At 67.4% G+C, this 22,616-nt stretch carries 19 protein-coding genes; 8 read left to right on the forward strand and 11 right to left on the reverse strand.

The features are described 5' to 3' along the window. Positions 1–117: 117 nt before the first annotated feature. The gene (locus L5G32_RS12080; RefSeq protein ID WP_237011305.1) at positions 118–1,077 is read left to right on the forward strand and encodes a LysR substrate-binding domain-containing protein; all 960 of its coding nucleotides are present in this window, start codon (positions 118–120) and stop codon (positions 1,075–1,077) included. On the opposite strand, the gene L5G32_RS12085 is transcribed toward L5G32_RS12080, so the two are convergent. After that, a complete protein-coding gene (locus L5G32_RS12085) occupies positions 1,062–2,027 on the reverse strand; it encodes a D-2-hydroxyacid dehydrogenase (protein ID WP_237011306.1) in 966 nt (321 codons plus the stop codon). The genes L5G32_RS12080 and L5G32_RS12085 overlap by 16 nt on opposite strands. 78 nt (positions 2,028–2,105) lie before the next feature. Between L5G32_RS12085 and L5G32_RS12090 the strand changes: the two genes are divergently transcribed. Together L5G32_RS12090 and L5G32_RS12095 are read left to right on the forward strand one after the other, a co-directional pair. Continuing rightward, a complete protein-coding gene (locus tag L5G32_RS12090; RefSeq protein WP_237011307.1) occupies positions 2,106–3,398 on the forward strand; it encodes an aspartate aminotransferase family protein in 1,293 nt (430 codons plus the stop codon). Then, complete coding sequence (locus L5G32_RS12095; RefSeq protein WP_237011308.1) at positions 3,395–4,858, forward strand: NAD-dependent succinate-semialdehyde dehydrogenase; 1,464 nt, start codon at positions 3,395–3,397, stop codon at positions 4,856–4,858. Before L5G32_RS12090 ends, L5G32_RS12095 begins: the two co-directional genes overlap by 4 nt. A gap of 327 nt (positions 4,859–5,185) precedes the next feature. Here L5G32_RS12095 and L5G32_RS12100 read toward each other — a convergent pair whose 3' ends face one another. Continuing rightward, on the reverse strand, positions 5,186–5,848 hold the full coding sequence (locus L5G32_RS12100; protein WP_237011309.1) for a GntR family transcriptional regulator: 663 nt from the start codon (positions 5,846–5,848) through the stop codon (positions 5,186–5,188). Further along, a complete protein-coding gene (locus L5G32_RS12105; protein WP_237011310.1) occupies positions 5,845–7,314 on the reverse strand; it encodes an amidase in 1,470 nt (489 codons plus the stop codon). The genes L5G32_RS12100 and L5G32_RS12105 overlap by 4 nt, the downstream gene beginning before the upstream one ends. Before the next feature lie 174 nt (positions 7,315–7,488). Here L5G32_RS12105 and L5G32_RS12110 point away from each other — a divergent pair, with 174 nt between their 5' ends. After that, complete coding sequence (locus tag L5G32_RS12110; RefSeq protein ID WP_237011311.1) at positions 7,489–8,235, forward strand: SDR family oxidoreductase; 747 nt, start codon at positions 7,489–7,491, stop codon at positions 8,233–8,235. On the opposite strand, the gene L5G32_RS12115 is transcribed toward L5G32_RS12110, so the two are convergent. From L5G32_RS12115 to L5G32_RS12130, 4 genes are read right to left on the reverse strand one after another with little or no spacing between them, the layout of a single operon-like run. Beyond that, complete coding sequence (locus L5G32_RS12115; protein ID WP_237011312.1) at positions 8,203–9,210, reverse strand: hypothetical protein; 1,008 nt, start codon at positions 9,208–9,210, stop codon at positions 8,203–8,205. The two genes, L5G32_RS12110 and L5G32_RS12115, sit on opposite strands and share 33 nt — an antisense overlap. Further along, positions 9,207–9,788: a hypothetical protein gene (locus L5G32_RS12120; protein ID WP_237011313.1), complete on the reverse strand. Its 582-nt coding sequence runs from the start codon at positions 9,786–9,788 to the stop codon at positions 9,207–9,209. The genes L5G32_RS12115 and L5G32_RS12120 overlap by 4 nt, the downstream gene beginning before the upstream one ends. Positions 9,789–9,825: 37 nt before the next feature. Next, complete coding sequence (locus tag L5G32_RS12125) at positions 9,826–10,614, reverse strand: hypothetical protein (RefSeq protein ID WP_237011314.1); 789 nt, start codon at positions 10,612–10,614, stop codon at positions 9,826–9,828. A 51-nt stretch (positions 10,615–10,665) separates the two neighbouring features. Further along, positions 10,666–11,076: a helix-turn-helix domain-containing protein gene (locus tag L5G32_RS12130; protein ID WP_237011315.1), complete on the reverse strand. Its 411-nt coding sequence runs from the start codon at positions 11,074–11,076 to the stop codon at positions 10,666–10,668. Between the two features lie 575 nt (positions 11,077–11,651). On the opposite strand from L5G32_RS12130, the gene L5G32_RS12135 reads away from it, so the two are divergent. Genes L5G32_RS12135 through L5G32_RS12150 form a run of 4 tightly spaced genes read left to right on the forward strand, consistent with a single transcriptional unit; the run spans position 11,652 to position 15,038 of the window. Then, on the forward strand, positions 11,652–12,884 hold the full coding sequence (locus tag L5G32_RS12135; protein ID WP_237011316.1) for an acetyl-CoA C-acetyltransferase: 1,233 nt from the start codon (positions 11,652–11,654) through the stop codon (positions 12,882–12,884). After that, the gene (gene pcaD / locus L5G32_RS12140) at positions 12,881–13,648 is read left to right on the forward strand and encodes a 3-oxoadipate enol-lactonase (protein WP_237011317.1); all 768 of its coding nucleotides are present in this window, start codon (positions 12,881–12,883) and stop codon (positions 13,646–13,648) included. The genes L5G32_RS12135 and pcaD overlap by 4 nt, the downstream gene beginning before the upstream one ends. Beyond that, positions 13,645–14,415 carry a CoA transferase subunit A gene (locus L5G32_RS12145; RefSeq protein WP_237011318.1) on the forward strand — a complete coding sequence of 257 codons (771 nt, stop codon included), beginning with the start codon at positions 13,645–13,647 and terminating at the stop codon, positions 14,413–14,415. The genes pcaD and L5G32_RS12145 overlap by 4 nt, the downstream gene beginning before the upstream one ends. After that, positions 14,412–15,038, forward strand: a complete 627-nt coding sequence (locus tag L5G32_RS12150) for a CoA transferase subunit B (protein ID WP_237011319.1) — start codon at positions 14,412–14,414, stop codon at positions 15,036–15,038. Before L5G32_RS12145 ends, L5G32_RS12150 begins: the two co-directional genes overlap by 4 nt. An 8-nt stretch (positions 15,039–15,046) precedes the next feature. Here L5G32_RS12150 and L5G32_RS12155 read toward each other — a convergent pair whose 3' ends face one another. The 4 genes from L5G32_RS12155 to benA are packed head-to-tail and all read right to left on the reverse strand — an operon-like array spanning position 15,047 to position 22,581. After that, a complete protein-coding gene (locus L5G32_RS12155) occupies positions 15,047–17,713 on the reverse strand; it encodes a LuxR C-terminal-related transcriptional regulator (RefSeq protein WP_237011320.1) in 2,667 nt (888 codons plus the stop codon). A gap of 30 nt (positions 17,714–17,743) precedes the next feature. Continuing rightward, positions 17,744–20,569 (reverse strand): benzoate 1,2-dioxygenase electron transfer component BenC, encoded by a 2,826-nt coding sequence (gene benC / locus L5G32_RS12160; RefSeq protein ID WP_237011321.1) that lies wholly within the window; start codon positions 20,567–20,569, stop codon positions 17,744–17,746. Positions 20,570–20,582: 13 nt separating this feature from the next. Next, positions 20,583–21,137 (reverse strand): benzoate 1,2-dioxygenase small subunit, encoded by a 555-nt coding sequence (benB, locus tag L5G32_RS12165; RefSeq protein WP_308192039.1) that lies wholly within the window; start codon positions 21,135–21,137, stop codon positions 20,583–20,585. A 13-nt stretch (positions 21,138–21,150) separates the two neighbouring features. Further along, entirely contained in the window at positions 21,151–22,581 is a 1,431-nt protein-coding gene (gene benA / locus L5G32_RS12170; protein WP_237011322.1) for a benzoate 1,2-dioxygenase large subunit, read from the reverse strand. Between the last annotated feature and the right edge of the window lie 35 nt (positions 22,582–22,616).

Consider the following 22,616-nt stretch of genomic DNA (forward strand, 5'->3'; position numbering starts at 1 on the left):
CGTCATCGCCTCCTTCTGTGTCCCTCAAGCATGGCGCTGACCTGCGGATACTTCCACGTGTTGTTTGTGAACACGATTGTTCGCTTTAACCGATCACTGCGACCTACTCTTGGAGGCATGGAGGTCACCCTGCATCGTCTGAAGCTGCTGCGGGAACTGCGGCGCCGCGGCACGGTCCGTGCGGTCGCCGACGTCCTCCACTACTCGACGTCGACGGTGTCCCAGCAGTTGTCGCTGCTCGAGCGTGAAGCGGGGGCCGATCTGTTCGCTCGCCACGGTCGGCGCATCGTGTTGACCGAAGCAGGCGAACTCCTCGCCGACCACGCCGACGCAATCCTCGACGCCGTCGACAACGCCGGAACCGCGATCGAATCGCTGCGCGACGGTTCCGCCGCGACCCTGCATGCGGGGGTGTGGGCGTCGGTTGCGATGGGGCTGTTACCGACCGGGCTGTCGCTGTTGGCCGAGCGGTCGCCCGGCATCGTCGTGCACTCGGTGGAACTCATGCCCGAAGCCGGTTCGGACGCCGTCCGCGACGGATCGTTGGACGTAGCATTCGTCATCGACTACTCGAACTACGCTATGCCGCGCACCCCGATGCTGACGCGGCGACTGGTCGCCGTCGAACAGATCCAGGTCGCGGCCCGGACTGGCGCGCTCGGTCCGGAGCCGGTCGACCTGGCGTCCATCGCATCTGACCCGTGGATCCTCTCGGACGCCCGGTCGCACTTCGGTCGTTCGGTCCGGATCGCTTGTCGTGACGCGGGATTCGAGCCAGAGGTTCGGCACGTGGTCGGCGAGCAGTCGACCGCGATGACGCTCGCCGCGGCCGGCCTCGGCGTGACCCTGGTGTCCGATCTGGCCGCGCGAGCGGCACCGCCCGGAGTGGAGTTGACACCGCTCGCCGTCCCGCTCGCGAGGAATCTGTCGATCACGTACCGAGTCCGCGACGAGCAGCGGTGGCCGGTCCGACGGTTCGTCGAAGCGATGGTCGACGCCGCACGCGATGCCGGACTGCAGACGCCCCAGCCGGTCACTCCGCAGGCGCAGACGCGGGAACCTCAGCCCGAGACGTAACCGCGGTGCTTGTCGACGGCCGGTCCGGGCGCGGCGCCGTCGATGTAGTCGCGCAGGTGCGCGAGGAATTGGGACGACAGATCGTCGCGCCAGCCGACGACGTCGCCCGACATGTGCGGGCTGATGTGGGCCCCGGGCAACGACCACAGCGGGTCGTCGGCGGGGAGCGGTTCGGTGACGAGCACATCGAGGTGTGCATCGAGCCGTCCGGCGGCGATCTCTGCGGTCAACGCCGTCTGGTCGACGAGCGGTCCGCGTCCGACGTTGATCACGTGCGCGCCGTCGGGCAGCGCCGCGAGTTCGCGGGCGCCGAGCATTCCCTGCGTCGCGTCGGTGAGGGGTGCGACCATCACGAGGTGGTCGACGTCGGGCAGGTGGTCCGCCAACCGGGCGGAGTCGACGACAGTTCCGAAGTCGGGGTCGTCCTCGCGCGGGGTACGGCCGGCTCCGCGGACGTCGAGGCCGACGGCGCGCAGGATCCGCGCGATCGCGCGGCCGATGCCGCCGGTCCCGACGACCAGGGCGCGTCGTCCAGCTACTCGGGTGGTCTCCCGGTGCAGCCACTCGCCACTGCGCTGCAGTTCTTCGGTCCGGTGTAACTGCTTGTCGTGGGCGAAGACGCACGCCAGGACGTATTCGGCGATCGGGCCGTCGAAGACTCCGCGCGCGTTGGTCACCAGGACATCGGAGTCGCGGAGTCCGTCGAACAGGATCTTGTCGACGCCTGCGGCAGCGACATGGACCCACCGCAGCGAATCGGCGGCGTTCCAGGCGTCGGCGAGTGCGTCGGAGAAGATGTCCCACACGAAGAGGGCGTCGGCACCGGGCAGCGCGGTGGCCAGCGACGACGCGGTCGCGGTCCGCACTTGCGCTAGGTGCGCGACGGTGTCGAGATCCTTCGGCGGTGCGACGCCGTCGGCGGTCAACAGGACGACGATCGGTTCTCCCATGGGTCCACCGTAGCCCCGACCACGATTGTCGACAATCCTACCGTTGACAATAGTGGACAGGTCGCACACACTGGCCTCATGAGTGGTGCATCCCTTTCCCCAGTCCTCAAGCAGGCGACACCGGTCGTGGTCGAGAGTGCGGCCGGGTCGTGGATACACGGTGTAGACGGGCGCGACTACCTGGACTTCACCACCGGCATCGGGGTGACGAGTACCGGGCACTGTCATCCCGACGTCGTGGCCGCCGCGCAGGCGCAGTGCGCGAAGATCATCCACGCGCAGTACACCACCGTCCTGCACAAGCCGCTGCTCGAATTGACCGAGAAACTCGGCGAGCACCTGCCCGACGGGATCGACTCGGTGTTCTACGCGAACTCGGGATCGGAGGCGGTCGAGGCTGCCGTCCGGTTGGCGCGAATGGCGACGGGGCGTCAGTACATCGTCACGGTCCAACGCGGATTCCACGGCCGTACGGTGGCGGCGGCGTCGCTGACGACGGCCGGAACCAAGTTCTCGGCGGGTTTCGGTCCGCTCATGTCCGGTGTCGCGACGACGCCGTTCCCGGATGCGCTGCGGCTGAAGATGTCCGTCGACGACGCGGTCGACTACGCGCTCGCCGAGTTCGACTTCCTCCTCGCCACCCGGGTGAACCCGAGTGAGATCGCGGGCGTTCTGGTGGAACCGTTCCTCGGCGACGGCGGGTACATCGCCGTCCCGCCTCGCTTCCTGTCCGGGCTCGCCGAGCGGGCACGTGCGCACGGTGCACTGATGATCTTCGACGAAGTGCAGGCAGGTGTCGGACGCACCGGAAAGTTCTGGGGCCATCAGCACACTGAGGGGTTGGTCCCCGACATCATGATCACTGCGAAGGGCATCGCATCGGGTTTCCCGATCTCGGCAATCGCCGCGCCGGAGTCGATCATGGCCAAGGCGTGGCCGGGCTCGCAGGGCGGAACCTACGGCGGCAATGCCGTCGCCGCCGCTGCCGGGGTCGCGACCCTCGGCGTGATCGACCGGGAAGGCCTCGTCGAGAACTCTCGAGCGCGGGGAGCGCAGTTGCTCGATGCGCTCCGCGCCGACCTGTCCGGTGTCAGCGAGATCTGTGACATCCGGGGGACAGGTCTGATGCTGGCCGTCGAGTTCGGCGACCCGACGGCGCCCGCGGGCGGAGCCGCTTCCGCCGACGCCGCTCGCCTTGCCGCCGCCGTCCAGCAGGCGTGCATCGACGAAGACCTGCTGACGCTGACGTGCGGACCGACCGGGTCGATCGTTCGGATCATCCCGCCATTGGTCGTCACCGCGGACGAGATCGACACCGGCGCAGCCCGATTCGGTCGAGCGGTGCGTCGCGTGGTTGGAGCGCAGTCATGACCCGCTCCGTGGCCGATATCATCGCAGGCCTGGGAACGGGCATCTACCGCGACGGCCGGTGGCACACCGCGTCGTCCGGCGACACGTTCACCGTCGAGAATCCGGCCACCGGCGAGACGATCGCGACCCTGTCCGACGGCGGGCCCGATGACGCGAGCGCTGCCGTCGCAGCTGCCGCGGCCAACCAACGGGACTGGGCCGCCGTACCCACCCGCACCCGGTCGGAGATCCTCCGTCGCGCCTACGAACTCGTCCTCGAGCGAGCCGACGAGCTCGCTGCGGTGATGACCGCAGAGATGGGTAAGCCGCTCGCCGAGGCCCGCGGCGAGGTCGGTTACGCAGCCGAGTTCTTCCGGTGGTTCGCCGAGGAGGCCGTCCGGGTCCGCGGCGACGCGCGACGCAGCCCCGACGGGAAGTCTCGATTCTTCGTCACCTCGGAGCCGGTAGGCCCGTCGATCCTGATCACACCGTGGAACTTCCCCCTCGCGATGGTCTCCCGCAAGATCGGTCCGGCGATCGCGGCAGGCTGCACAATGGTCTACAAACCGGCCGAGCTCACTCCGCTCACCTCCCTGTACGTCGTCGACCTCTTGGCCGAGGCCGGACTGCCAGACGGCGTCCTATCGGTGGTGTGCACGACGTCGCCGGGCCCGGTCGTGTCGACCTGGATCGACTCGGGTCAGGCGCGGAAGCTGTCGTTCACCGGGTCGACTCCCGTCGGGAAGGTCCTGCTCGAGCAGTGCGCGCGTGGCGTCCTCCGGACGTCGATGGAGTTGGGCGGCAACGCGCCCTTCATCGTCTGCGCCGATGCCGACATCGACACCGCGGTGGACGCCGCAATGGTCGCCAAGACCCGCAACATGGGGCAGGCGTGCACGGCGGCGAACCGGATGCTGGTGCACTGCAGCAGGATCGACGAGTTCTCGGCAGCGTTGACGGAACGGATGTCGGCGCTGACCGTCGGCGACGGCGCCGCGGAGGGAACCGACATCGGGCCGCTCGTCGAAGCGAAGGCGCTCGACAAGGTCGAGAGTCTGGTCGGCGACGCCGTCGCCCGCGGCGCGAAGGTCCTGTGCGGCGGCGAGCGCATTGAGGGCGCCGGGCACTTCTACCCGCCGACCGTCCTCACCGATGTCGACCCAGCTGCCGAGTTGATGAGCACTGAAGTCTTCGGCCCGGTCGCGGCGATCGTCCCGTTCGACACCGACGACGAAGCCGTCGCCGCCGCGAACGACACCGAGTTCGGTCTCGTCGCGTACGTGATGACGGAGTCCGCCGACCGCGGGTTCTCGATCGCCGAGCGCCTCGAATCGGGCATGGTCGGATTCAACACCGGCCTGGTGTCCAATCCCGCCGCCCCGTTCGGCGGTGTGAAGCAGTCGGGCCTCGGCCGCGAAGGCGGCCTGACTGGAATCGACGAGTTCCTGGAGACGAAGTACGTGGCGATGCCAGTGCGGTGACCCCACCCGCTGCCCGCTGCTCGAACTCCCCACGTCGCCGGTCGAGCTTCCTACGTCGCTGGTCGAGCGGAGTCGAGACGCTGCCCGCTGGTCGAGCGGAGTCGAGACGCTGCCCGCTGGTCGAGCGGAGTCGAGACGCTGCCCGCTGGTCGAGCGGAGTCGAGACCGCAAGTCGCGCAAAGGGATCTCGACTCCGCTCGATCAACGGGGGACTCCGCTCGATCAACGGGGGACTCCGCTCGATCAACGGGGACTCCGCTCGATCAACGAGGACTTCGCTCGATCAACGGGGAGCCCGCTCGATCAACGGGCGGCCCGAGGGCCGAGCTAGGTCAGACGGGCCAGGCCGTCGCGCATGTGGTCGTCGAGCAGGGCGGTGGCGCGGGCGACGTCGCCGGCGCGGACGGAGTCGGCGAGAGCGCGATGCTCGGCGGCCCGGTCCTCGTCTGGGCCGTACGTCGGGGCCGTGGCGCGCAGACACATGCTGGTCTCGACGATGACGGTCTCGTGGACCTGGGACAGGCGGGGCGAGCCTGCGGCTTCGACGAGTTCGTGGTGGAAGTCGAGGTCGGCGTCGACCATCGCAGCCGAGTCCGGGCGGTCCGCATGCGCGACCATCTTCTCGACGGCGGCGTCGAGCCGGTCGGCGCACGTCGGACCGTTGCCTGCAGCGAGGACCTGTTCGATCGCGGCGCGTTCGATGGTGGTCCGCAGCAGGTACATGTCCGACACCGCGTCCGGCGTCAACTCCGGCACGAACAGGCCGCGGTTGCGGAGCGCGACGAGCAGGCCCTCCTGCGTCAACCGTTGCATCGCCTCGCGTAGCGGTCCGCGACTCACGCCGAGCTGACCGGCGAGCGCCGCCTCGCCCAGTTGGCCGCCCGGCGGAAAGTCGCCCGCGGCGATCGCTCGACGCAACGACCGTGCGATCAGCGCGGGCGTCGACTCTTGGACCACCGGAGTGAGTGATCTGGAGATCTGGTCGGTCACGTGACGGCCTGACTGCTCGCGTGCACTCGCGGCCGTGGCACTCGGCCTGCGACGCGCGTCTCGAGGGCCGCACCGGTTCGGACCACCATGCGGTCGGCGAACCGGGCGCCGACGAGCTGGACGCCCACAGGGAGGCCCGAATCCGTCATCCCGCACGGGACCGACAGTGCCGGTTGCTGAGTCATGTTGAAAAGGTAGGTGTACGGGGTCCACGAGGTCCAATCAGGGCTGTGCCAGTCCTTCGGGACGTCGGCGCCTGCCGCGAACGCGGGGATCGGGATCGTCGGAGTCACGAGAATGTCGTACGTGTGGTGGACCGCACCGAGTCGCACGCCCAACGCCATCCGCTCGGCGACGGCGTCGAGGTAGTCCTGCGCGGTGAAGTCGTGGTAACGGCTCAACGCATCGCGCAGAGTCGGATCGATCCGGTCGATCGCGCCGTCGCCCAACGGTTTCACCACCGCCGCCGCGCCCGCGAACCACAGGACGTGGAAGGCGTCGACGGGGTCGGAGAGTCCGAGCTCGATCTCGTCGACGTCTGCCCCGAGATCGGTGAGTGCACGGACAGCGACGTCCACCTCGCGTTCGACGTCGGGATCGTTGACGCCGAATCCGAGGTTCCGGCTGTACGCGACGCGCACGCCGTCCAACGGCAGGTCCGACCGTCCGACGTCGAGTGCTGCGGCGAGGTAGCCCTCGCCGCCGGGGCACGTCGCCGACGGAGGGACCACTGACCAGTCACGCGAGTCGGGCCGGATCAGTTCGTCCATGAACGCCGCGGTGTCGAGGACGGTGCGCGTCATCGGGCCGGCGTGCGCGAGCGTCCCGAACGGACTCGACGGGAACATCGGGATCACGCCGTAGGTCGGCTTCAGAGCGACGGTCCCGGTGAACGCTGCTGGGATCCGGACCGAGCCTCCCGCGTCCGTGCCGGTCGAGAGCGGGCCGAGGCCCGCGGCGACCGCGGCAGCCGACCCGCCGCTCGATCCGCCGGGGGTCAGGCTCGGATCGTACGGATTCGTGGTCGCTCCGAGGAGAAGCGAGTCGGTGACGCCCTTCCACGCGAACTCGGGGGTCGTCGTCTTGCCGACCACCACGCAGCCCGCTTTGAGCGTGGCCGCGGTGACCGGGGCGTCGACCGTCGGCGGTGTGCCGTCGTCGGCCTCGGCGAGCAGCGTGGACCCGCGGTAGGTGGGGTGCCCGGCGGTGAGGAAGACGTCCTTGATGGAGGTCGGGACTCCGTCGAGCGGGCTGAGTGTCCGTCCGTCGCGATACCGCTGCAGTGCCTCGCGCGCCGAAGCGCGCGCTCCCTCGTGGTCGACGAGGCAGAACGCCGTCAACTGGTCGTTCACTCGATCGATGGCATCGAGGACCGCGTTGGTCGCCTCGACGGGCGAGAGGGTCCCGGTGCGGTACGCGTCCGTGAGCTCCAGGGCGGAGAGAGTGCAGATGTCGCGAGAATCCATGTGAGCGACCGCCTTCGACGAGAAATCGACTGATTGTCGACAATCCTACATCGAATGTGGGCGTCGTCAATGACCCCGAGGTGGGGTCGACTCCTTGACTGCTCGGCCGTGCGACGATAGAAAGTAAGCAATCGCTTATTTTTGAACTGGCGTCGCCAACGCAGGGAGAGTCGCATGACCGCACGTTTCGCCGGAAAGACCGCCATCATCACGGGATCGAGTCGAGGGATCGGACTGGGGATCGCCCGCCGTCTCGTCGCCGACGGCGCGAAGGTCGTCATCACCGCTCGCAAGCAGGACGCACTCGACGGCGCCGTAGCCGAACTCGGCGGATCCGACGTCGCGCTGGCCGTCGCAGGCCCGGCCGACGACTCCGATCATCAGGACGAAGTGATCGCGAAGGCCATCGAGACCTTCGGCAGCGCCGACTTCTTCGTCAACAACACTGGCATCAACCCGGTGTACGGCTCGCTCATGGACATCGACGCCGGCGCTGCGCGGAAGATCCTGGACGTCAACGTGGTCTCCACCCTCCAGTGGACGCAGAAGGTGTATCGGGCGTGGCAGCAGGAGCACGGCGGAGCCGTCGTCAACGTCGCATCCGTCGCAGGTATCCGTCCCGCGCCGGGGATCGCGTTCTACGGAGTGTCGAAGGCTGCCGTCATCGACCTCACCTCGTCGCTCGCCGAGGAACTCGGACCGGACATCCGGGTCAACGCGGTAGCGCCCGCCGTGGTTAAGACCCGCTTCGCGACCGCACTGTACGAAGGCCGTGAAGAAGAGGTCGCGTCGGCGTACCCGCTCAAGCGTCTCGGCGTCCCGGACGACATCGGGTCGGTCGTCGCCTTCCTTCTGTCGGACGACGCGGGCTGGATGACCGGTCAGACGCTAACCGTCGACGGTGGTGTCTTGCTCCACTGACGTCGCGGGTTCGGGGACAACTCGACTCTGCGAACCGACTCGATCGTATTCGCGAGCGATCAACTGAACCCAGCGCCGGTCCGACAGGTCGGTCGGCGTCGTCAGTGTGTCCGGATCGATCGGGGTCACCTCGGTGCTGCGCAGCCATGTCGCGATCTCGTGAGCGCGGTCGCGCGGGGATCCGTGATCGGCTTCGTCGCCCGGCGTGATCAGGCCGGCGCCCGCATGCAGGTACAGGCCGTCGAGGATCTGCGAGACCCGGTCGTCGGCTGCCAGGACGGTCGTCGCCGACTTGTAGTCGCCGGATGCGACCTCCGGGTGAGCTGTCGCCAACGCGGTCCACAGTCGGTCGGTGCGACGCAGGTCGCGCCGTGCGGAGAAGAACGACGTCAACATGACCGACGAGCACGCGAAGCTGATGATGATGATGGCGACCGCCCACCAGCCGCTCTCCGGGTCTGGATGGGCGAGGTCGAGCGCCAGAACGACGGTGGCCACGGTGTTCCCCGCCAAGAAATAGGCGATGGCCCGGCCCAACGGGTGCCAGGCGACGTACCGCACCCCGTTGGCCAGTGCGAACACGCCTGCCACGACGACGAACACCGATCCGACGATCGCGTCGCCGGTCACGCCCATCACGACGAGGTCGACGAGCGCCAGCGCGATCGTTACGACGGTGACGACGTGCAGGACACGCTGCGTCATTCGCGGCAGTGTGGCGACGCCGATCAGAGTCGTCGCGGTCGCCACCACCACCCAGCAGCCGACGAAGGCTAAGACCGGAACGGCGTCGCCGAGAGGTTCGAGGATCACCGACACGGTGGGCGTCCGGACCGCGGCAGCGGCGGCGACTCCGACGGCGGCGACGGCGACCGAGGTGCGTGCCAACGACGGCGGTCGGACGGTGAGCCGTCCGATGCGGGCGCCGACCGCGGCAGCACACAGCACCGCGATCACCCAGGTGAGCCAGGTCATCCGAGAGCCTCGTCGTAGCGGAGCATGGGCCGCAGCGACCGATTGCGATGCAGCTGACGCAGACGTTGCAACAGCCGCGCGGCGAACGCCTCAGCCTCCCACTCCTGCAGTTCGAGCTCCTCGGCGGTGATCGTCTTGCCGGACGTCGACCCGGACACGGACTCGGACTCCGGCGCTGATTCCGACGCATCCGACTCATCCGGTTCGGACAGGCCGAGCATGTAGGCGATCAGATCGTCCTCGGCTTCGACCGTCGATTCCTCGGCGACGGTCCCGGAGTGGGCGAACACGATGTGACCGAGTTCGTGCGCCAACGTTCGCGCCTCGCTGGGAAGGGCTCGCGCCAACACGATCACGTCGTGGTCGGGGAAGTCGCGGCGTTGCCCCCACACTCCGGGCGCGAGGTCGTCGAAGGCGATCGCGATCGGCCGCTGCCTGCTCTCGCCGACGGCGCGGACGATGTCGTCCAACGAACCGGCCTGCTTCTGCGCGGCGACGTCGAGCACTGCGTCGACCGCCGCATGGACGCGACGGTGCGACCGGTGGGCGGCACGGGTCGATTCGACGGGGCTAGACACAGGTCACCACTCTAGGGCTCGTAACCGATTGCACGCATCACTTGGGCGGCGACAGGAACTCGGCGCGTGCGGCGTTCAGCCGGACGCGACCGGCGCGGGCTCCGCGATGGGTCACCAGTCCGGCGCCACCCGCGATCAGGATCATGGCGCCGATCCCGCCGCCAGCCGCGGCGTACTGGCTTGCCGACACCTCGGACGGTACTGGGAGAGCTTCGGTCTGGGTCGGCGGCTTCGGATCGGACGCGGAATGAGCAGCGGGAGCCTTCGACGTAGACGTCCGAGCAGGCTTCTTCGTGGTCTTACGCGTCGTGGACGGCTTGTGTGACCGAGACGGCTTGGATGCCTTGGGCTTGGAGCCCGTCGGCGTCTGCTGCTGCGTCTTGGGAGTCGCCTTCCGGCTCGGCGCACGGCCCGTGGGGGTGTTCGTCGCCGAGTCGTCGCCGGGGCCGAGATCGTCGAGGTCGTGATAGACGGCGCCGGGGTCGCGATCGTCGTCCTCATTCTCGGACGTCGTGGGTGGCTCAGGCTTCTCGTGCTTCGGGGGAGACGCTGGCGCCTCGTCGTCGCCGTTGTCGCCGCCCTCGTCGTCTTCGCCGTCTTCGCCGTCTGTCGTCGTCGCAGGCGACGACTTCTGCGACGACGATTCGGGCGCCTCAGACGACTCGGGCGTCGACGATTCCGCCGTGTCCTCGTCGTCTGCGCTGCACGTGACGTGGCAGTGGTGACCAGGGAAGGCCACGGCCGTCGCAGGGACTGCGAAGAGGGCGCCCACCGCTACTGCGGCGACGCCGAACGGGCGCGCGGCACGCGAGAACTTCACCTGCATCAATGTCTCCAACCGATCCTCGACGTCGAGGATACGAGGTCTGTCGGGCGGTCAGTCGAGGGGGTTTTCCGGGAGGCCTTCGCCGCGGCGAAGTTTCTCGGCCATCGCGGTCAGCATCTCTTGGGACTCTTCGGACAGATCGAACGCGCGGCTCGACAGACGGCGCAGACTCGAACCGCGCAACTGAGACAGGAGTTCGAGATCGTGATCGATCTTCGCCGCATAGATGTCGTCGTAGAAGTAGTCGGGCTTCACCTTGAAGAAACGGGCGAGCGCGGTGACGGTCTCATGCGACGGATTGGTGCGGTGGCCGTTGCGCAACTGAGAGAGGTACGGCTTGGAGAGCTTGTATCCCGTAGCGGTGACGGCGTCGGCGACTTCGGCGTTCGTGTGCGACTTGCGCCCCGGAGGGTGCACTGTCTCGAACAGCCTGTTGAGCCGTCCCGCAAATCCGTTGTCCATGTCGCCTTCCCCCGAGAGTGCGGTGAGCCGGGTGATCCGTCTGACTCTCCGCTACGTGCAGTGCGTCGCCCCGACGAGGGAGAACGTGATGCCTCTGTATCCGCTACATACTAGCAATTCGATGTTGCCAGACGGAAATTGCCGACGGCAACGTGCGATTTGATCACGTAATAATATCCGCTGACGTGCGCATTCGTGGTCGTCAAATGGTGTGTACTGTCTCGATTCCACCTTCCAGCGCACACAACTGGCGGCAGAAATTGGTTTGCTGTACGGTAACTGACGTACTCATGGGGATGGGTGCAACGGACGTCAGTTCGGCGGAGGGCCTTCCGGGTCGATTGCGACTCGGTAGGTGTCGACGACGTCCGCGGCAGGCGCTGGGAAGCGTGGAAGCCGCCGACCGCGAGTGACTCCTAGAGGGGGGAGCATCCGCGATCGGCGGCTTCTGTCGTCTCTAGGCCTGGCTGGCGAGTCGCGGTCTGTATCCGGTCGAGATCATTGATAAACAGCACATATCAATAGAATGAGAATTGATCCTTCTATGTATGGCTGATTGTTCCTATGGTGGATACATGAGTTCTGAATCACAGTCGGCAGACATCGTCGTATGCAGTCCGGTCCGGACTCCGGTGGGGCGGATGGGCGGGGCACTGGCATCCCTCGCCGCGCAGGACCTCGCCACCACGACCCTTCGGAGCCTCATTGACCGCACCGGCCTGGACCCCGAGTCCGTCGACGACGTGATTCTCGGACAGGGATCGCCGAACGGGGAGGCGCCTGCAATCGGCCGGGTCGCCGCCCTCGACGCAGGCCTGGGGATCGGCGTCCCCGGAATGCAAGTGGATCGCCGCTGCGGATCCGGTCTGCAGGCCGTGCTGACCGCCGCGTCGGCGATCGCCACCGGCGGCGCGGACCTGATCGTCGCAGGCGGCGTGGAATCGATGTCGACCGTCGAGCACTACGCGCTCGGGCTGCGGACCGGAATCCGGCAGGGTGGTGTCGAACTGATGGACCGGCTCGACCGCGCTCGAGCCACGGCCGGCGGATCGTCGTACCCCGTGCCGGGCGGCATGATCGAGACGGCGGAGAACCTTCGCAAGAAGTACGGAATCACTCGGGAAGCGCAGGACAGTCTCGCCGTCGAGTCGCACCGCCGAGCAGCCGCCGCGCACGACGAAGGTCGGTTCGCCGACGAGTTGACACCGGTCACCGTTCCGGGCCGACGCGGAAAGCCCGACGTCGTGGTCGACCGCGACGAGCATCCGCGCGCCGACGCGTCGATGGAGTCGTTTGCGAACCTCAAGCCGGTCCGCCGAAAGATCGATCCGGAGTCGACGGTCACCGCCGGAAACGCGTCTGGCCAGAACGACGGCGCTGCGATGGCCATCGTGACCACGCGCGCCACTGCCGAGAAGCTCGGTCTCGACCCGATGCTCACCCTCCGATCGTGGTCGGTCGCCGGCTGCGAGCCGAAGACCATGGGCATCGGCCCGGTCCCGGCGAGTCGCAAGGCGCTCGACCGCGCCGGGATCACCCTGGCCGACCTCGACCTGATCGAGCTCAACGAAGCGTTCGCGGCGCAGGTTCTCAGTGTGCTCGCCGAGTGGGGGATCGGAGCCGACGATCCCCGCCTGAACCCGAGCGGATCGGGCATCTCGCTAGGTCATCCCGTCGGCGCGACCGGTGCCCGGATCTTGGCGACCGCCGCATACGAAGCCCGCCGCCGGGACGCGAGGTACGTCCTCGAGACCATGTGCATCGGTGGCGGACAGGGACTCGCCGCGGTGTTCGAGGCCACCCGATGAGCGCCGTCGACGTCCACGCCGTCGCCAGCGGGAAGGCGGACCGCCCCGCTGTCGTCCTGTCGAACTCGCTCGGGTCGGACATGCGGATGTGGGAGCCGCAGCTTCCGGCTCTCGAGGAGCGCTTCCACGTCATCCGATACGACACCCGAGGACACGGGCAGTCGCCGGTGCCGGACGGCCCGTACACACTCGACGACCTCTCCGACGACCTGCTCGCTCTGCTCGACCGATTCGGTGTCGAGCAGGCTCACCTGATCGGTCTGTCCCTCGGCGGCATGACGATGATGCGCACTGCGGTGCGGGCTCACGAACGGGTTGCGAGCGTCGCGGTGCTGTGTACCTCGGCGGCCCTGCCCGACGCCGGTTACGCCGATCGTGCCGGGTTGGTACGACGGGAGGGGACCGGGCACATCGCCGAGGCGGTCGTCGGCAAGTGGTTCACGCCCACCTACCTCGCCGAGAACTCCGCGCAGAAGGAGTTCTACGAGGCGATGGTCGCCGACACCCCCGACGAGGGGTACGCCGGATGCTGCGAAGCGATCGCCGCGATGGACCTGCGCGACGAGTTGTCGCGCATCGCCGCCCGCACGCTCGTCGTCGCAGGCGCCGAGGACATCGCGACCCCGCCCGCGATGCTGACCGACATCGCCGATCGGATCGAAGGTTCCACCCTGACCGTGTTGCCCAATGCCTGCCATCTGGCGAACTTGCAGCAGCCCGAAGCCGCGACCGCGGCACTCATCAATCACTTGGAGCAAGCATGACCTTGAACAAAGTGGTCGGATCGGCCGACGAGGCCGTTCAAGACATCCCGGACGGGTCGAGCATCGCCGTCGGCGGCTTCGGCCTCGCAGGCATCCCGTGGTTCTTGATCGAGGCGCTCCTCGATCAAGGCGCCAAGGATCTGACCATCGTGTCGAACAACTGCGGCGTCGACGGTGCGGGCCTCGGTCTGCTGTTGGAGGCCCGCCGCATCAGTAAGGTGATCGCCTCGTACATCGGCGAGAACAAGGAGTTCGGCAGGCAGTTCCTGTCGGGAGAGGTGACCGTCGAGTTGACGCCGCAGGGCACGCTCGCCGAGCGGATGCGCTCCGGCGGCAGCGGAATCGGCGCCTTCTTCACCCCGACCGGCGTCGGCACGTTGGTCGCCGAGGGCGGCCTGCCGTGGCGTTACAACGCCGACGGGACCATAGCCGAGGCATCCGCGCCCAAGGAAGTACGGGAGATCGGCGGCCGTCAGATGGTGCTCGAGGAGTCCATCGTCACCGACTTCGCATTGGTCCGGGCCGCGGTGGTCGATCGGGCGGGCAACTGCCGGTTCCACGCCGCCGCACAGAACTTCAACCCGCCCGCCGCGATGGCCGGGCGCATCACGGTGGTCGAGGCGGAGAAGGTCGTCGATGTCGGCGAGATCGCTCCCGACGACATCCACCTGCCCGGAATCTTCGTGCAGAAGGTCGTCGAGTTGACGCCGGAACAGGCCGCCCGCAAGGAAATAGAACAGCGCACCACGCGTGAGAGGACGTCATGAGCTGGAACCGCGACGCGATGGCGGCACGGGCGGCGAAAGAGCTGTCCGACGGGGACTACGTGAATCTCGGAATCGGTCTGCCGACCAAGATCCCCGACCACATTCCGCCGGAGTCCACTGTCACCCTGCATGCCGAGAACGGGATCCTCGGTGTCGGCCCGTACCCGTACGAGGACCAGGTGGATCCCGACCTGATCAATGCGGGTAAGCAGACCGTGACCGTCCTGCCGGGGGCGTCGTTCTTCGACTCGGCGACCAGCTTCTCGATGATCCGCGGTCGCCACGTCGACGTCGCGGTGCTCGGCGGCATGCAGGTGTCGGCAGCAGGCGACCTGGCCAACTGGATGGTTCCCGGCGCGCTGGTCAAGGGCATCGGCGGCGCAATGGATCTGGTGAGCGGCGCCCGCCACGTGATCGTCCTGATGGAGCATCTGACGAAGAAGGGCGACGCGAAGCTGCTCGCCGAGTGCTCGCTGCCGCTGACCGGCCGCGGCATCGTGCAGCGAGTGATCACCGACCTCGGTGTCTTCGACACTGCGGGGGATCACTTCACGATCGTCGAGCTCGCGCCCGACGTCACCCGTGAGGAAGTCCAGGAGAAGACTGGCGCTCCCGTCGAATGAGTTGAGGCTCAGTGCCAGACGGCGGTGAGTTCGGCCCGCGACCGCACGCCGATCTTCCCGTAGATCCGCGTGAGGTGGTACTGCACGGTCTTGGCCGAGATGTAGAGCTCAGCGGCGACTTCTCGATTCGTCATCCCCTGGACGACGAGCGCCGCCACCGCCTGCTCCTGCGGCGTCAGATCGATGCCGTCGCGGGTGTCCCGCGGGGCGTGCACGCCGCCTGCCCGCAGTTCGCGGTCGCAGCGTTCGACGTAGGTCCGTGCCCCTAGCGACTCGTAGAGGTCTCGGGCGCGGGTGATCACCTCATCGGCTGCGCGGCGTTTGCCCGCCCGGCGCAGGGTCTGCCCGTACGCGAAGTTCACGCGTGCCCGGTCGTAGCGCAGTGGCAGACCCTCGAGATGGTCCAACGCCTGCTCAAATGCTTGCCGAGCCGCGGTGAGGTCTCCCGAGCTTCCGAGAAGCCTGCCGCGCGCGTATCCGAGCCGCGCCTGGGCAGATCGGTGCTCGCGGGCGCTGGCACGTTCCTCATGTGGAATCAGCAGCGCGTCGGCCTCGTCGAGTCGGCCTTCCAACACCAACGCGTTGGCCAATTGGTCGACCCACGGCCAGAATCCAGGTTCGGACAACCCGGAGGCATGTCGTGCGAGGGGGACGATCGTCGAGAGTGATTCACGCACCCGCCCGTAGTCGGCCCGCGATTCCGCGTAGGCGGCGCGCGCGAGCAGCGTCGGTACCTGCATCACCTCGCAGCTTCCCTCGGTGACTGCGGACGCGGCCACCGCGGTGCGTGCGGCGTCCCAGTCGCCTCGCAGTGAATTGATCTGCACTGCAGTCCATTCGAACAAGGGAGTGATCAAGGCGATGCCGCTGCTACGGGCCAGGACCCGACCGCGGTCGACGGCGTCGAGCGCCAGATCCCACTCTCCGGTCACGAAGTGCACGCGGGCGAGCCAGGCGAGGGCCCACTGGGTGATCCGGCTCGATCCGCGCAGTTGCGCCATCGACACCGCGACCTCCAGATTGCTGCGGGCCGCGTCGAGGTCGTCGAACCCGAACTCCATCCATCCGCGTCCCATCGTGACGCGCTGCGCCTGAGCGCCGTGCTGGATCGACTCGGTGAGGCTGTCGTACAAGGCGCGGGCCTCGGCGGGACGGCCTGACCATGCGAGACCGAGTCCCTTGATGACCGACGCTTCGGTGTGAGCGGGCGAGTCGTCGCCTGCGAGACCGATAGCAGTGTCGGCCCACGACACGAGTTCGCTGCCCTGGCAGCGCGCGAGGCTGAGTAGGACTCGACGCTGCGCGATGGTGCCTGCTACCTCCGGGGCCCGATCCGGGTTGCTGATGGCCCACGCGCGTTCGAGACGCATGTCGGCCTCTGCAGTGCGGCCGCGAAGGATGGCGAGGTACGCGAGGGTCGCCTCGCGCAGCGGTGTCTCGCGGAGGCTCTCCACTGCCGGCATGAGGACTGTCGCGCTGCCGCAGTCGCCTGCTGCGAGCAATGCGTCCGCGGCCCGCGTCAGGCGTTCGTCACGCATCGGCCCATCGACGGTCAGCCTGCTCGATTGTCGGAACAGCTTTGCGGCGGAGCGCCATTCGCCGTCGGCTCCGAGCCTGTTCGCGAGTGCTTCCAGGCGATCAGCGAGATCTGCATCGGCGACTGGAGTCGCGGCTGCCAGGTGGTGCAGGCGGCGTGCCGGGTCGGTGACGAGCTCGGCGGCCCGGCGATGCAGCGCTCCGGTCGCCTGCATGCCCATCGCCGCGGTGACTGCGGTGGCCTGCATCGGGCTGGTGAATCGGGGCGCCGAGTCGCCGGGCGAGACCCCCGCGGGGAGGGTGATCAACCCGGTGGCCGACGCATCGTCGAGCGCCGCGAGCGGATCGGCGACCTCGGCCAGCGTCGACGCCGTGGTCAGCGCGTCGATGTCGACGAGGCCGTCGCCCAAGACCGCGAGAGCGTTGATCAATGCCCGGCCCTGCGGCGTGCAGTGATCGAGCGCCGCCGCGACCTCGTCGACGACGAAGGCTGGTGCGAAGAGTTCGGCGTCGGGAGTGCTCCAGTACGTCGCCGGAGCCTGCGCCAGCATCGCGAGGACGGCACGTGGGTTGCCGCGAGTATGTCGGGTCAGTCGTGAGGCAGTCACCGGATGCATCACGACCCGGTGCTCGGCGGCGACGGCAGTCACCTCGTCGGCGGTGAATCCGCCCAACTGCAGTGTGAGTGCGCTCGCGACGGCGGTCAGTTCCGCTTCCTGTGGCGCAGTGCGGACGATGAGGATCGGGGCGTCCCGATGGTGGAGCAGGAGGCTCACGATCGCGTGCATCGAATCGGTGTCCGCCTGATGCGCGTCGTCGACGGTGATGAGAGTGGTCGCCTGGCCGCCAACGGACTCCACGGCGGCCCAGAGGTCAGTGGTTCCGTCCGGCAGCAGCTGATTCAGAATCCCACCGGGCCGATCGGACTCCCACGGAACGCCCTGTGCGCTCAGCACGTGATCGGCGCCGTGCGCACCGCGGTGTGCGTCGGCGAGTCGGTGCAGCAGAGTGCTTCTGCCGCTGCCCGGCCCACCGACGACTGTCACCAGACGTGCTCCGGTGACGGCGGAGGACGTGCCCTCCTCGAGGAGGCGAGCCAGGATCGACGCGGGGCCTGAACACTGCGTCGACCCGGTCATCCACTCACCCTAGGGCACGTCCTCGACCGCTCACCCCAGATCGCCGCCTGCGACCGGGAGCACCGTTCCGGTGATGTAGGACGCTTCTTCGGATGCCAGGAAGCAGACCGCCGCGGCCTGTTCGTCGAGCGTGCCGTAACGGTGCATGAGCGAGGAGTCGAGCGTCTGGTCGACGTGTGCCTGGAACCAGGCCTGTTCCTGCTCGTTGGTGGCCTCCGGCGTGCCGCGGGAGATGCGGCGCGGCGGAGCCTCGGTCCCGCCGGGCGCGGTCGCCACGACGCGGATGCCTGCATCGGCGTACTCCACCGCCAGCGACGCGGTGATCGCGTTGATGCCGCCCTTGGCCGCCGAGTAGGGGATCCGGTTGATCCCGCGAGTTGCGGCCGACGAGACGTTGACGATCGTGCCCTGCCCGCGTTCCACCATGCCCGGCAGGGCCGCTCGTGAGGCGTACAACGTGGTCATCAGCGAACGGTCGATCTCGGCCTGGATCTCCGCATCGGTGAACTCGATGAACGGTTTGAAATTGATCGCACCGCCCACGTTGTTGATGAGGACGTCGATCCGCCCGTACTTCGAGACCGCATGCTCCACGACCGATTTCGCGCCGGCATAGGTCTCTAGATCGGCCGTGACCGACGTCGCGTGCCCGTCGATCGCGAGCTCGGTTGCCAGTTCGTCGACCAGCTCCGACCGATCCGCGAGGACCATCTTGCCGCCCTCGGCTCCGATCCGACGGGCCACGTGCTCACCGATCCCCTGCGCCGATCCGGTGACCACGACGACCTTGTCGGCGAAGCGTCCCGGGGTGACGAAACGCGGTTTGCGAGCGGTCATCTCGTCGGCCATCGCACGACGCATGGTCTGCTTCGACCGGTTGGCGTGCGCCCGGATCAGGGAGATCGCGCGTTCTTTGTTGCCGCGCTCGAATGCGTCGACGATGTCGACGTGATCCTGGGCGCACAACGGGTGACACCACGTGGCGTTGCGCAGGACCTCGCCCATCCGGCCCTTCACACCGAGCGCTGAATACGCCTGGAGGAGGTGCTCGTTGCGCGTCTGTGTGAACAGGTAGTCGTGGAACGCCGCGTTGGTCTCGGTGTACTCGGCGGCGTCGATGAACGTCGACTTGTCGGCGTCCACGTACGGCAGGGTCGCGTCCGCGAGCAGTCGGTAGCCTGCGAGCTGCTTGCTGGACATGCGCCCGAAGGTGACCTCCAATGCACCCAGTTCGAGTGCTGCGCGCGCTTCGAACAGAGCATCGGAGGCGTAGACGCCCGGATGCTCCTGACCGATCTGGTAACCCTGCGAGCCGACGGTACTGCCGTCCACGATGCTCGACTCCGGCTGAGCTGGGGCGGCAGCCGTGGCCGGGCTCGACGGGGCGGGCGGCGCCGGTTCGTGCAGCGGAGCGATCGCCGTGTGCGCGAACACCTCTTGTCCGCCGATGCCGCGTGCGGTCGTCGGCAGGATCTCGTCGCCGTCGGCATCGCTGACCTGAGCAGGTGCGGTACTGCCACGCCAGATCTGGTTGCCCGCGATGGCGCGCCGATCGTCGTCGTCCGCTGTGCGGGCGGCAGGGCCGGTCCACGGCTCCGTCGACACCGGCGGCAGAACCTGCTGTCCGCCGATTCCACGTGCCTCGTCGACGATGAGCAGATCGGCGACGCCTGCAGACGTGCCGGATGTGGACCGGGCGGCCCCGGACTCGGCCTCGGCGATGGCAGTCGTGGTGTCCGGCGTCGCGTCGCCCTGGGCCTTCTCCTTGGGCGGAGCGCCTGCGAGTGCGAACTTCTCGTAGTAGAAGCCGGTCGGCTCGATGCCGGTGTCCGACATGTGAGTGCGGACCGATTCGACCATCGGCGGCGGGCCGCACAGGTAGATCGCGACGTCGCCGTCGTAGAGGTGATGCGGTTTGATCAGTGTGGTGACGTAGCCCTTGTTCTGCGCCGTGCTGTCTTCGGCAGACACACAGTGGTCCCACGTGAAGCCCGGCAGTTCTTTCTCGAAGAACTCGATCTCGTCGACCGCCACGAGATCCTCATCGGTGCTGACACCGTAGATCAGGTGTGCCTTGCGAGGACTGTTGTCGGTGTGCAGCTTTCGCAGGATCGACAGGACCGGAGCCAACCCGGTGCCGCCCGCGAGCAGCATGACGGGCCGCTCGGAGTCGCGGAGGAAGAACGAACCGTGCGGACCGGTGAACGAGATCGAGTCGCCGACCTTCGCCTGTTCGGTGAGGTACGTCGACATCACGCCGCCCGGAGTGATCTTGATCAGGAAGGTCAACCGGTCCTCGTGCGGTCCGCTCGAGAACGAGTACGAGCGGGTCAACGGCCCGTCGCCCGACTCGTTCTCGGTGCCCGGCACCGCGATGTTCACGTACTGGCCGGGAAGGAACGCCAGTTCGCCGCGGTTGGGGATCGACACGGCGAGCTTGACGGTGGTCTCCGACAGTCGCTGCAGATCGTCGATGGTCGCGTCGAATGTGGCAGCCTGTGTCTTGGCCACCTCGGACGTCGCAGCGATCTGCAGGACCAGATCGGACTTGGGCTTCATCGAGCACGGAAGCGCATAGCCCTCGTCCGACTCGGACTGCGAGAGTGCGTCTTCGATGTAGTCGCCGCCGTCGTAGTCGCCTGACTCGCAGAACGCCTTGCACGTTCCGCAGGCGCCGTCGCGGCAGTCCAGCGGGATGTTGATGCGGTTGCGGTACGAGGCGTCCGCCACCGTCTGATCGTCCCGGCAGGTGATGAACCGGGTGACGCCGTCTTCGAACGCGAGCGCGACCTGATGAGATCCGTCGCCCGTCTCCGCGGTACCGTCCGGTGTGGGTCGGTCGGTCGTGACAGTCATGGGGTTCTCCGGTTCAGATGTGATAGATGTCGACGACGTGGTGGATGTAGTCGTTCTTCAGCACCACCGTCTTGCGTCGGATCAGCGGGTACTCGCCCGAGAAGTCGATCGTGTAGAAGGACGTTCCGTAGTAGGGGTCGACGATCTTGTAACGGAAGTACATCGTGTGCCAGTTGAAGCGGATGTCGACGATGTCGCCGTCACGTCCGATCACCTCGACGTTCGAGATGTTGTGGCTCGTACGGGCTTCGGGGAGCGACGTGGCCGATGAACGCTCGGTCCGGATTCGGAAGACGCGGTCGGCCAGCCCGCCCTTGTTCGGGTAGTAGATCAGCGAGATCTCGGATTCGGGATCCTGGGTGAGCTCGTCGTTGTCGTCCCACGACGGCATCCAGAAGACGACGTCGTCGGCGTAGCATTCCAGCCACTTCTCGAATTCGCGGTCGTCGAGGTGACGAGCTTCCCGGTAGAGGAACTGCTCGATCATGTTCTGGGTGATCAGCTTGCCGCCGGCCGGTGAGGTGGCCGCGCCGGAGCTCTGTGTGCCGGCATTCTGTGTTGTGGTCATGATGATCGTCCTCTCAGGCGCGGGGGCCGGCGTTCAGGGAGCCGGCGCTGGGGGCGGCGGCATCGGCCGCCTCCTCGGAGGACAGGCCCTCCCGCATCTTCTCGAGCCAGTAGCTGTGCTGAACGGGGAACAGTCCCTCGTCCTCGTTGCGGGCACCGGCGGAGATCACGTTCGGCATCTCCAGGGACTCGGCCACCTCGTCGGGGCCGGTGATCCAATGCTCGGCGCCGCGGCTCATGTCGTTCCACTGCGCTGCCTGTGCACGGAACGTGAGCTGGCACGAGCGGAACTCCTCGAGATCGTCGGGAGTGGCCATGCCGGACGCGTTGAAGAAGTCCTCGTACTGGCGGATGCGCCACGAGCGAGACTTCGCGCTCTCGCCCTTCGGGGCGATGCAGTAGATGGTGACCTCGGTCTTGTCCGGCGCGATCGGCCGGAAGTGACGGATCTGCGTGGAGAACTGGTCCATCAGGTAGACGTTCGGGTAGAGGCACAGGTTCCGCGAGCCGCGGACCATGAAGTCGCCCTTGGCGTCGCCGAACTTCTCCTTGAGCTCGTCCAACTGGTCCCACAGCGGCCGGTCCTGCGGATTGCCTGCCCACGTCCAGAGGCACAGGTGGCCGTTCGGGTACGACCAGTAGCCGCCGCCCGACTTGCCCCAGCTTCCGGCGTCCAGAGTCTTGGTGTCGTTGGCCGACTCACCGGTGTTGCGGCGCGACGTGGTGGCCGCGTAGTTCCAGTGGACAGCGCTGACGTGATAGCCGTCGGCGCCGTTCTCCGCCTGCACCTTCCAGTTGCCGTCGTAGGTGTAGGTGGACGAGCCGCGCACCACCTCGAGGCCCTCGGGGGACTGGTCGACGAGCATGTCGATGACCTTGGTCGAGTCGCCGAGGTGCTCTTCGAGCGAGGAGACGTCCGGATTGAGGCTGCCGAACAGGAAGCCGCGGTAGCTGTCGAACTTGGCGACCTTGGTCAGGTTGTGGCTGCCGTCGACGTCGAACGTGTCGGGATAGCCCGCCCCTTCGGGGTCCTTGACCTTGAGGAGAGTGCCGTCGTTGCGGAACGTCCAGCCGTGGAAGGGGCACGTGAGCGTGGTGCGGTTGTCGGTCTTGCGGCGGCAGAGCATGGCGCCGCGGTGCGCGCACGCATTGATCAGCAGGTGCAGTTCGCTGTTCTTGTCGCGCGTGATGACGACCGGCTGGCGTCCCATGTACGTGGTGAAGTAGTCGCCCGGCTCGGACACCTGACTCTCGTGTGCGAGGTAGACCCAGTTGCCTTCGAAGATGTACTTCATTTCGAGTTCGAAGACGTCATCGTCGGTGAAGATACGCCGGTTGGTGCGGTAGAGGCCCGCATCTCGATCGTCGACCACAGCATTGGAGAGAACCGATGCCAGATGTTCCAGATGGGCTGGTAGCGGAGTCTGCGGAACTGTTGCGGTCATGTGGACCTCCGGAGGTAGTGATGTGGGCTGCGCTT

Source organism: Gordonia zhenghanii (genome assembly GCF_021738965.1).
Lineage (GTDB): Bacteria > Actinomycetota > Actinomycetes > Mycobacteriales > Mycobacteriaceae > Gordonia > Gordonia zhenghanii.

Excerpts from the sequence above, each read along its gene's own strand:
- L5G32_RS12080 (WP_237011305.1), top strand. The coding sequence starts at position 118 with ATGGAGGTCACCCTGCATCGTCTGAAGCTGCTGCGGGAACTGCGGCGC.
- L5G32_RS12085 (WP_237011306.1), bottom strand. The coding sequence starts at position 2,027 with ATGGGAGAACCGATCGTCGTCCTGTTGACCGCCGACGGCGTCGCACCG.
- L5G32_RS12090 (WP_237011307.1), top strand. The coding sequence starts at position 2,106 with ATGAGTGGTGCATCCCTTTCCCCAGTCCTCAAGCAGGCGACACCGGTC.
- L5G32_RS12095 (WP_237011308.1), top strand. The coding sequence starts at position 3,395 with ATGACCCGCTCCGTGGCCGATATCATCGCAGGCCTGGGAACGGGCATC.
- L5G32_RS12105 (WP_237011310.1), bottom strand. The coding sequence starts at position 7,314 with ATGGATTCTCGCGACATCTGCACTCTCTCCGCCCTGGAGCTCACGGAC.
- L5G32_RS12110 (WP_237011311.1), top strand. The coding sequence starts at position 7,489 with ATGACCGCACGTTTCGCCGGAAAGACCGCCATCATCACGGGATCGAGT.
- L5G32_RS12115 (WP_237011312.1), bottom strand. The coding sequence starts at position 9,210 with ATGACCTGGCTCACCTGGGTGATCGCGGTGCTGTGTGCTGCCGCGGTC.
- L5G32_RS12125 (WP_237011314.1), bottom strand. The coding sequence starts at position 10,614 with ATGCAGGTGAAGTTCTCGCGTGCCGCGCGCCCGTTCGGCGTCGCCGCA.
- L5G32_RS12130 (WP_237011315.1), bottom strand. The coding sequence starts at position 11,076 with ATGGACAACGGATTTGCGGGACGGCTCAACAGGCTGTTCGAGACAGTG.
- L5G32_RS12135 (WP_237011316.1), top strand. The coding sequence starts at position 11,652 with ATGAGTTCTGAATCACAGTCGGCAGACATCGTCGTATGCAGTCCGGTC.
- pcaD (WP_237011317.1), top strand. The coding sequence starts at position 12,881 with ATGAGCGCCGTCGACGTCCACGCCGTCGCCAGCGGGAAGGCGGACCGC.
- L5G32_RS12145 (WP_237011318.1), top strand. The coding sequence starts at position 13,645 with ATGACCTTGAACAAAGTGGTCGGATCGGCCGACGAGGCCGTTCAAGAC.
- L5G32_RS12150 (WP_237011319.1), top strand. The coding sequence starts at position 14,412 with ATGAGCTGGAACCGCGACGCGATGGCGGCACGGGCGGCGAAAGAGCTG.
- L5G32_RS12155 (WP_237011320.1), bottom strand. The coding sequence starts at position 17,713 with ATGACCGGGTCGACGCAGTGTTCAGGCCCCGCGTCGATCCTGGCTCGC.
- benC (WP_237011321.1), bottom strand. The coding sequence starts at position 20,569 with ATGACTGTCACGACCGACCGACCCACACCGGACGGTACCGCGGAGACG.
- benB (WP_308192039.1), bottom strand. The coding sequence starts at position 21,137 with ATGACCACAACACAGAATGCCGGCACACAGAGCTCCGGCGCGGCCACC.
- benA (WP_237011322.1), bottom strand. The coding sequence starts at position 22,581 with ATGACCGCAACAGTTCCGCAGACTCCGCTACCAGCCCATCTGGAACAT.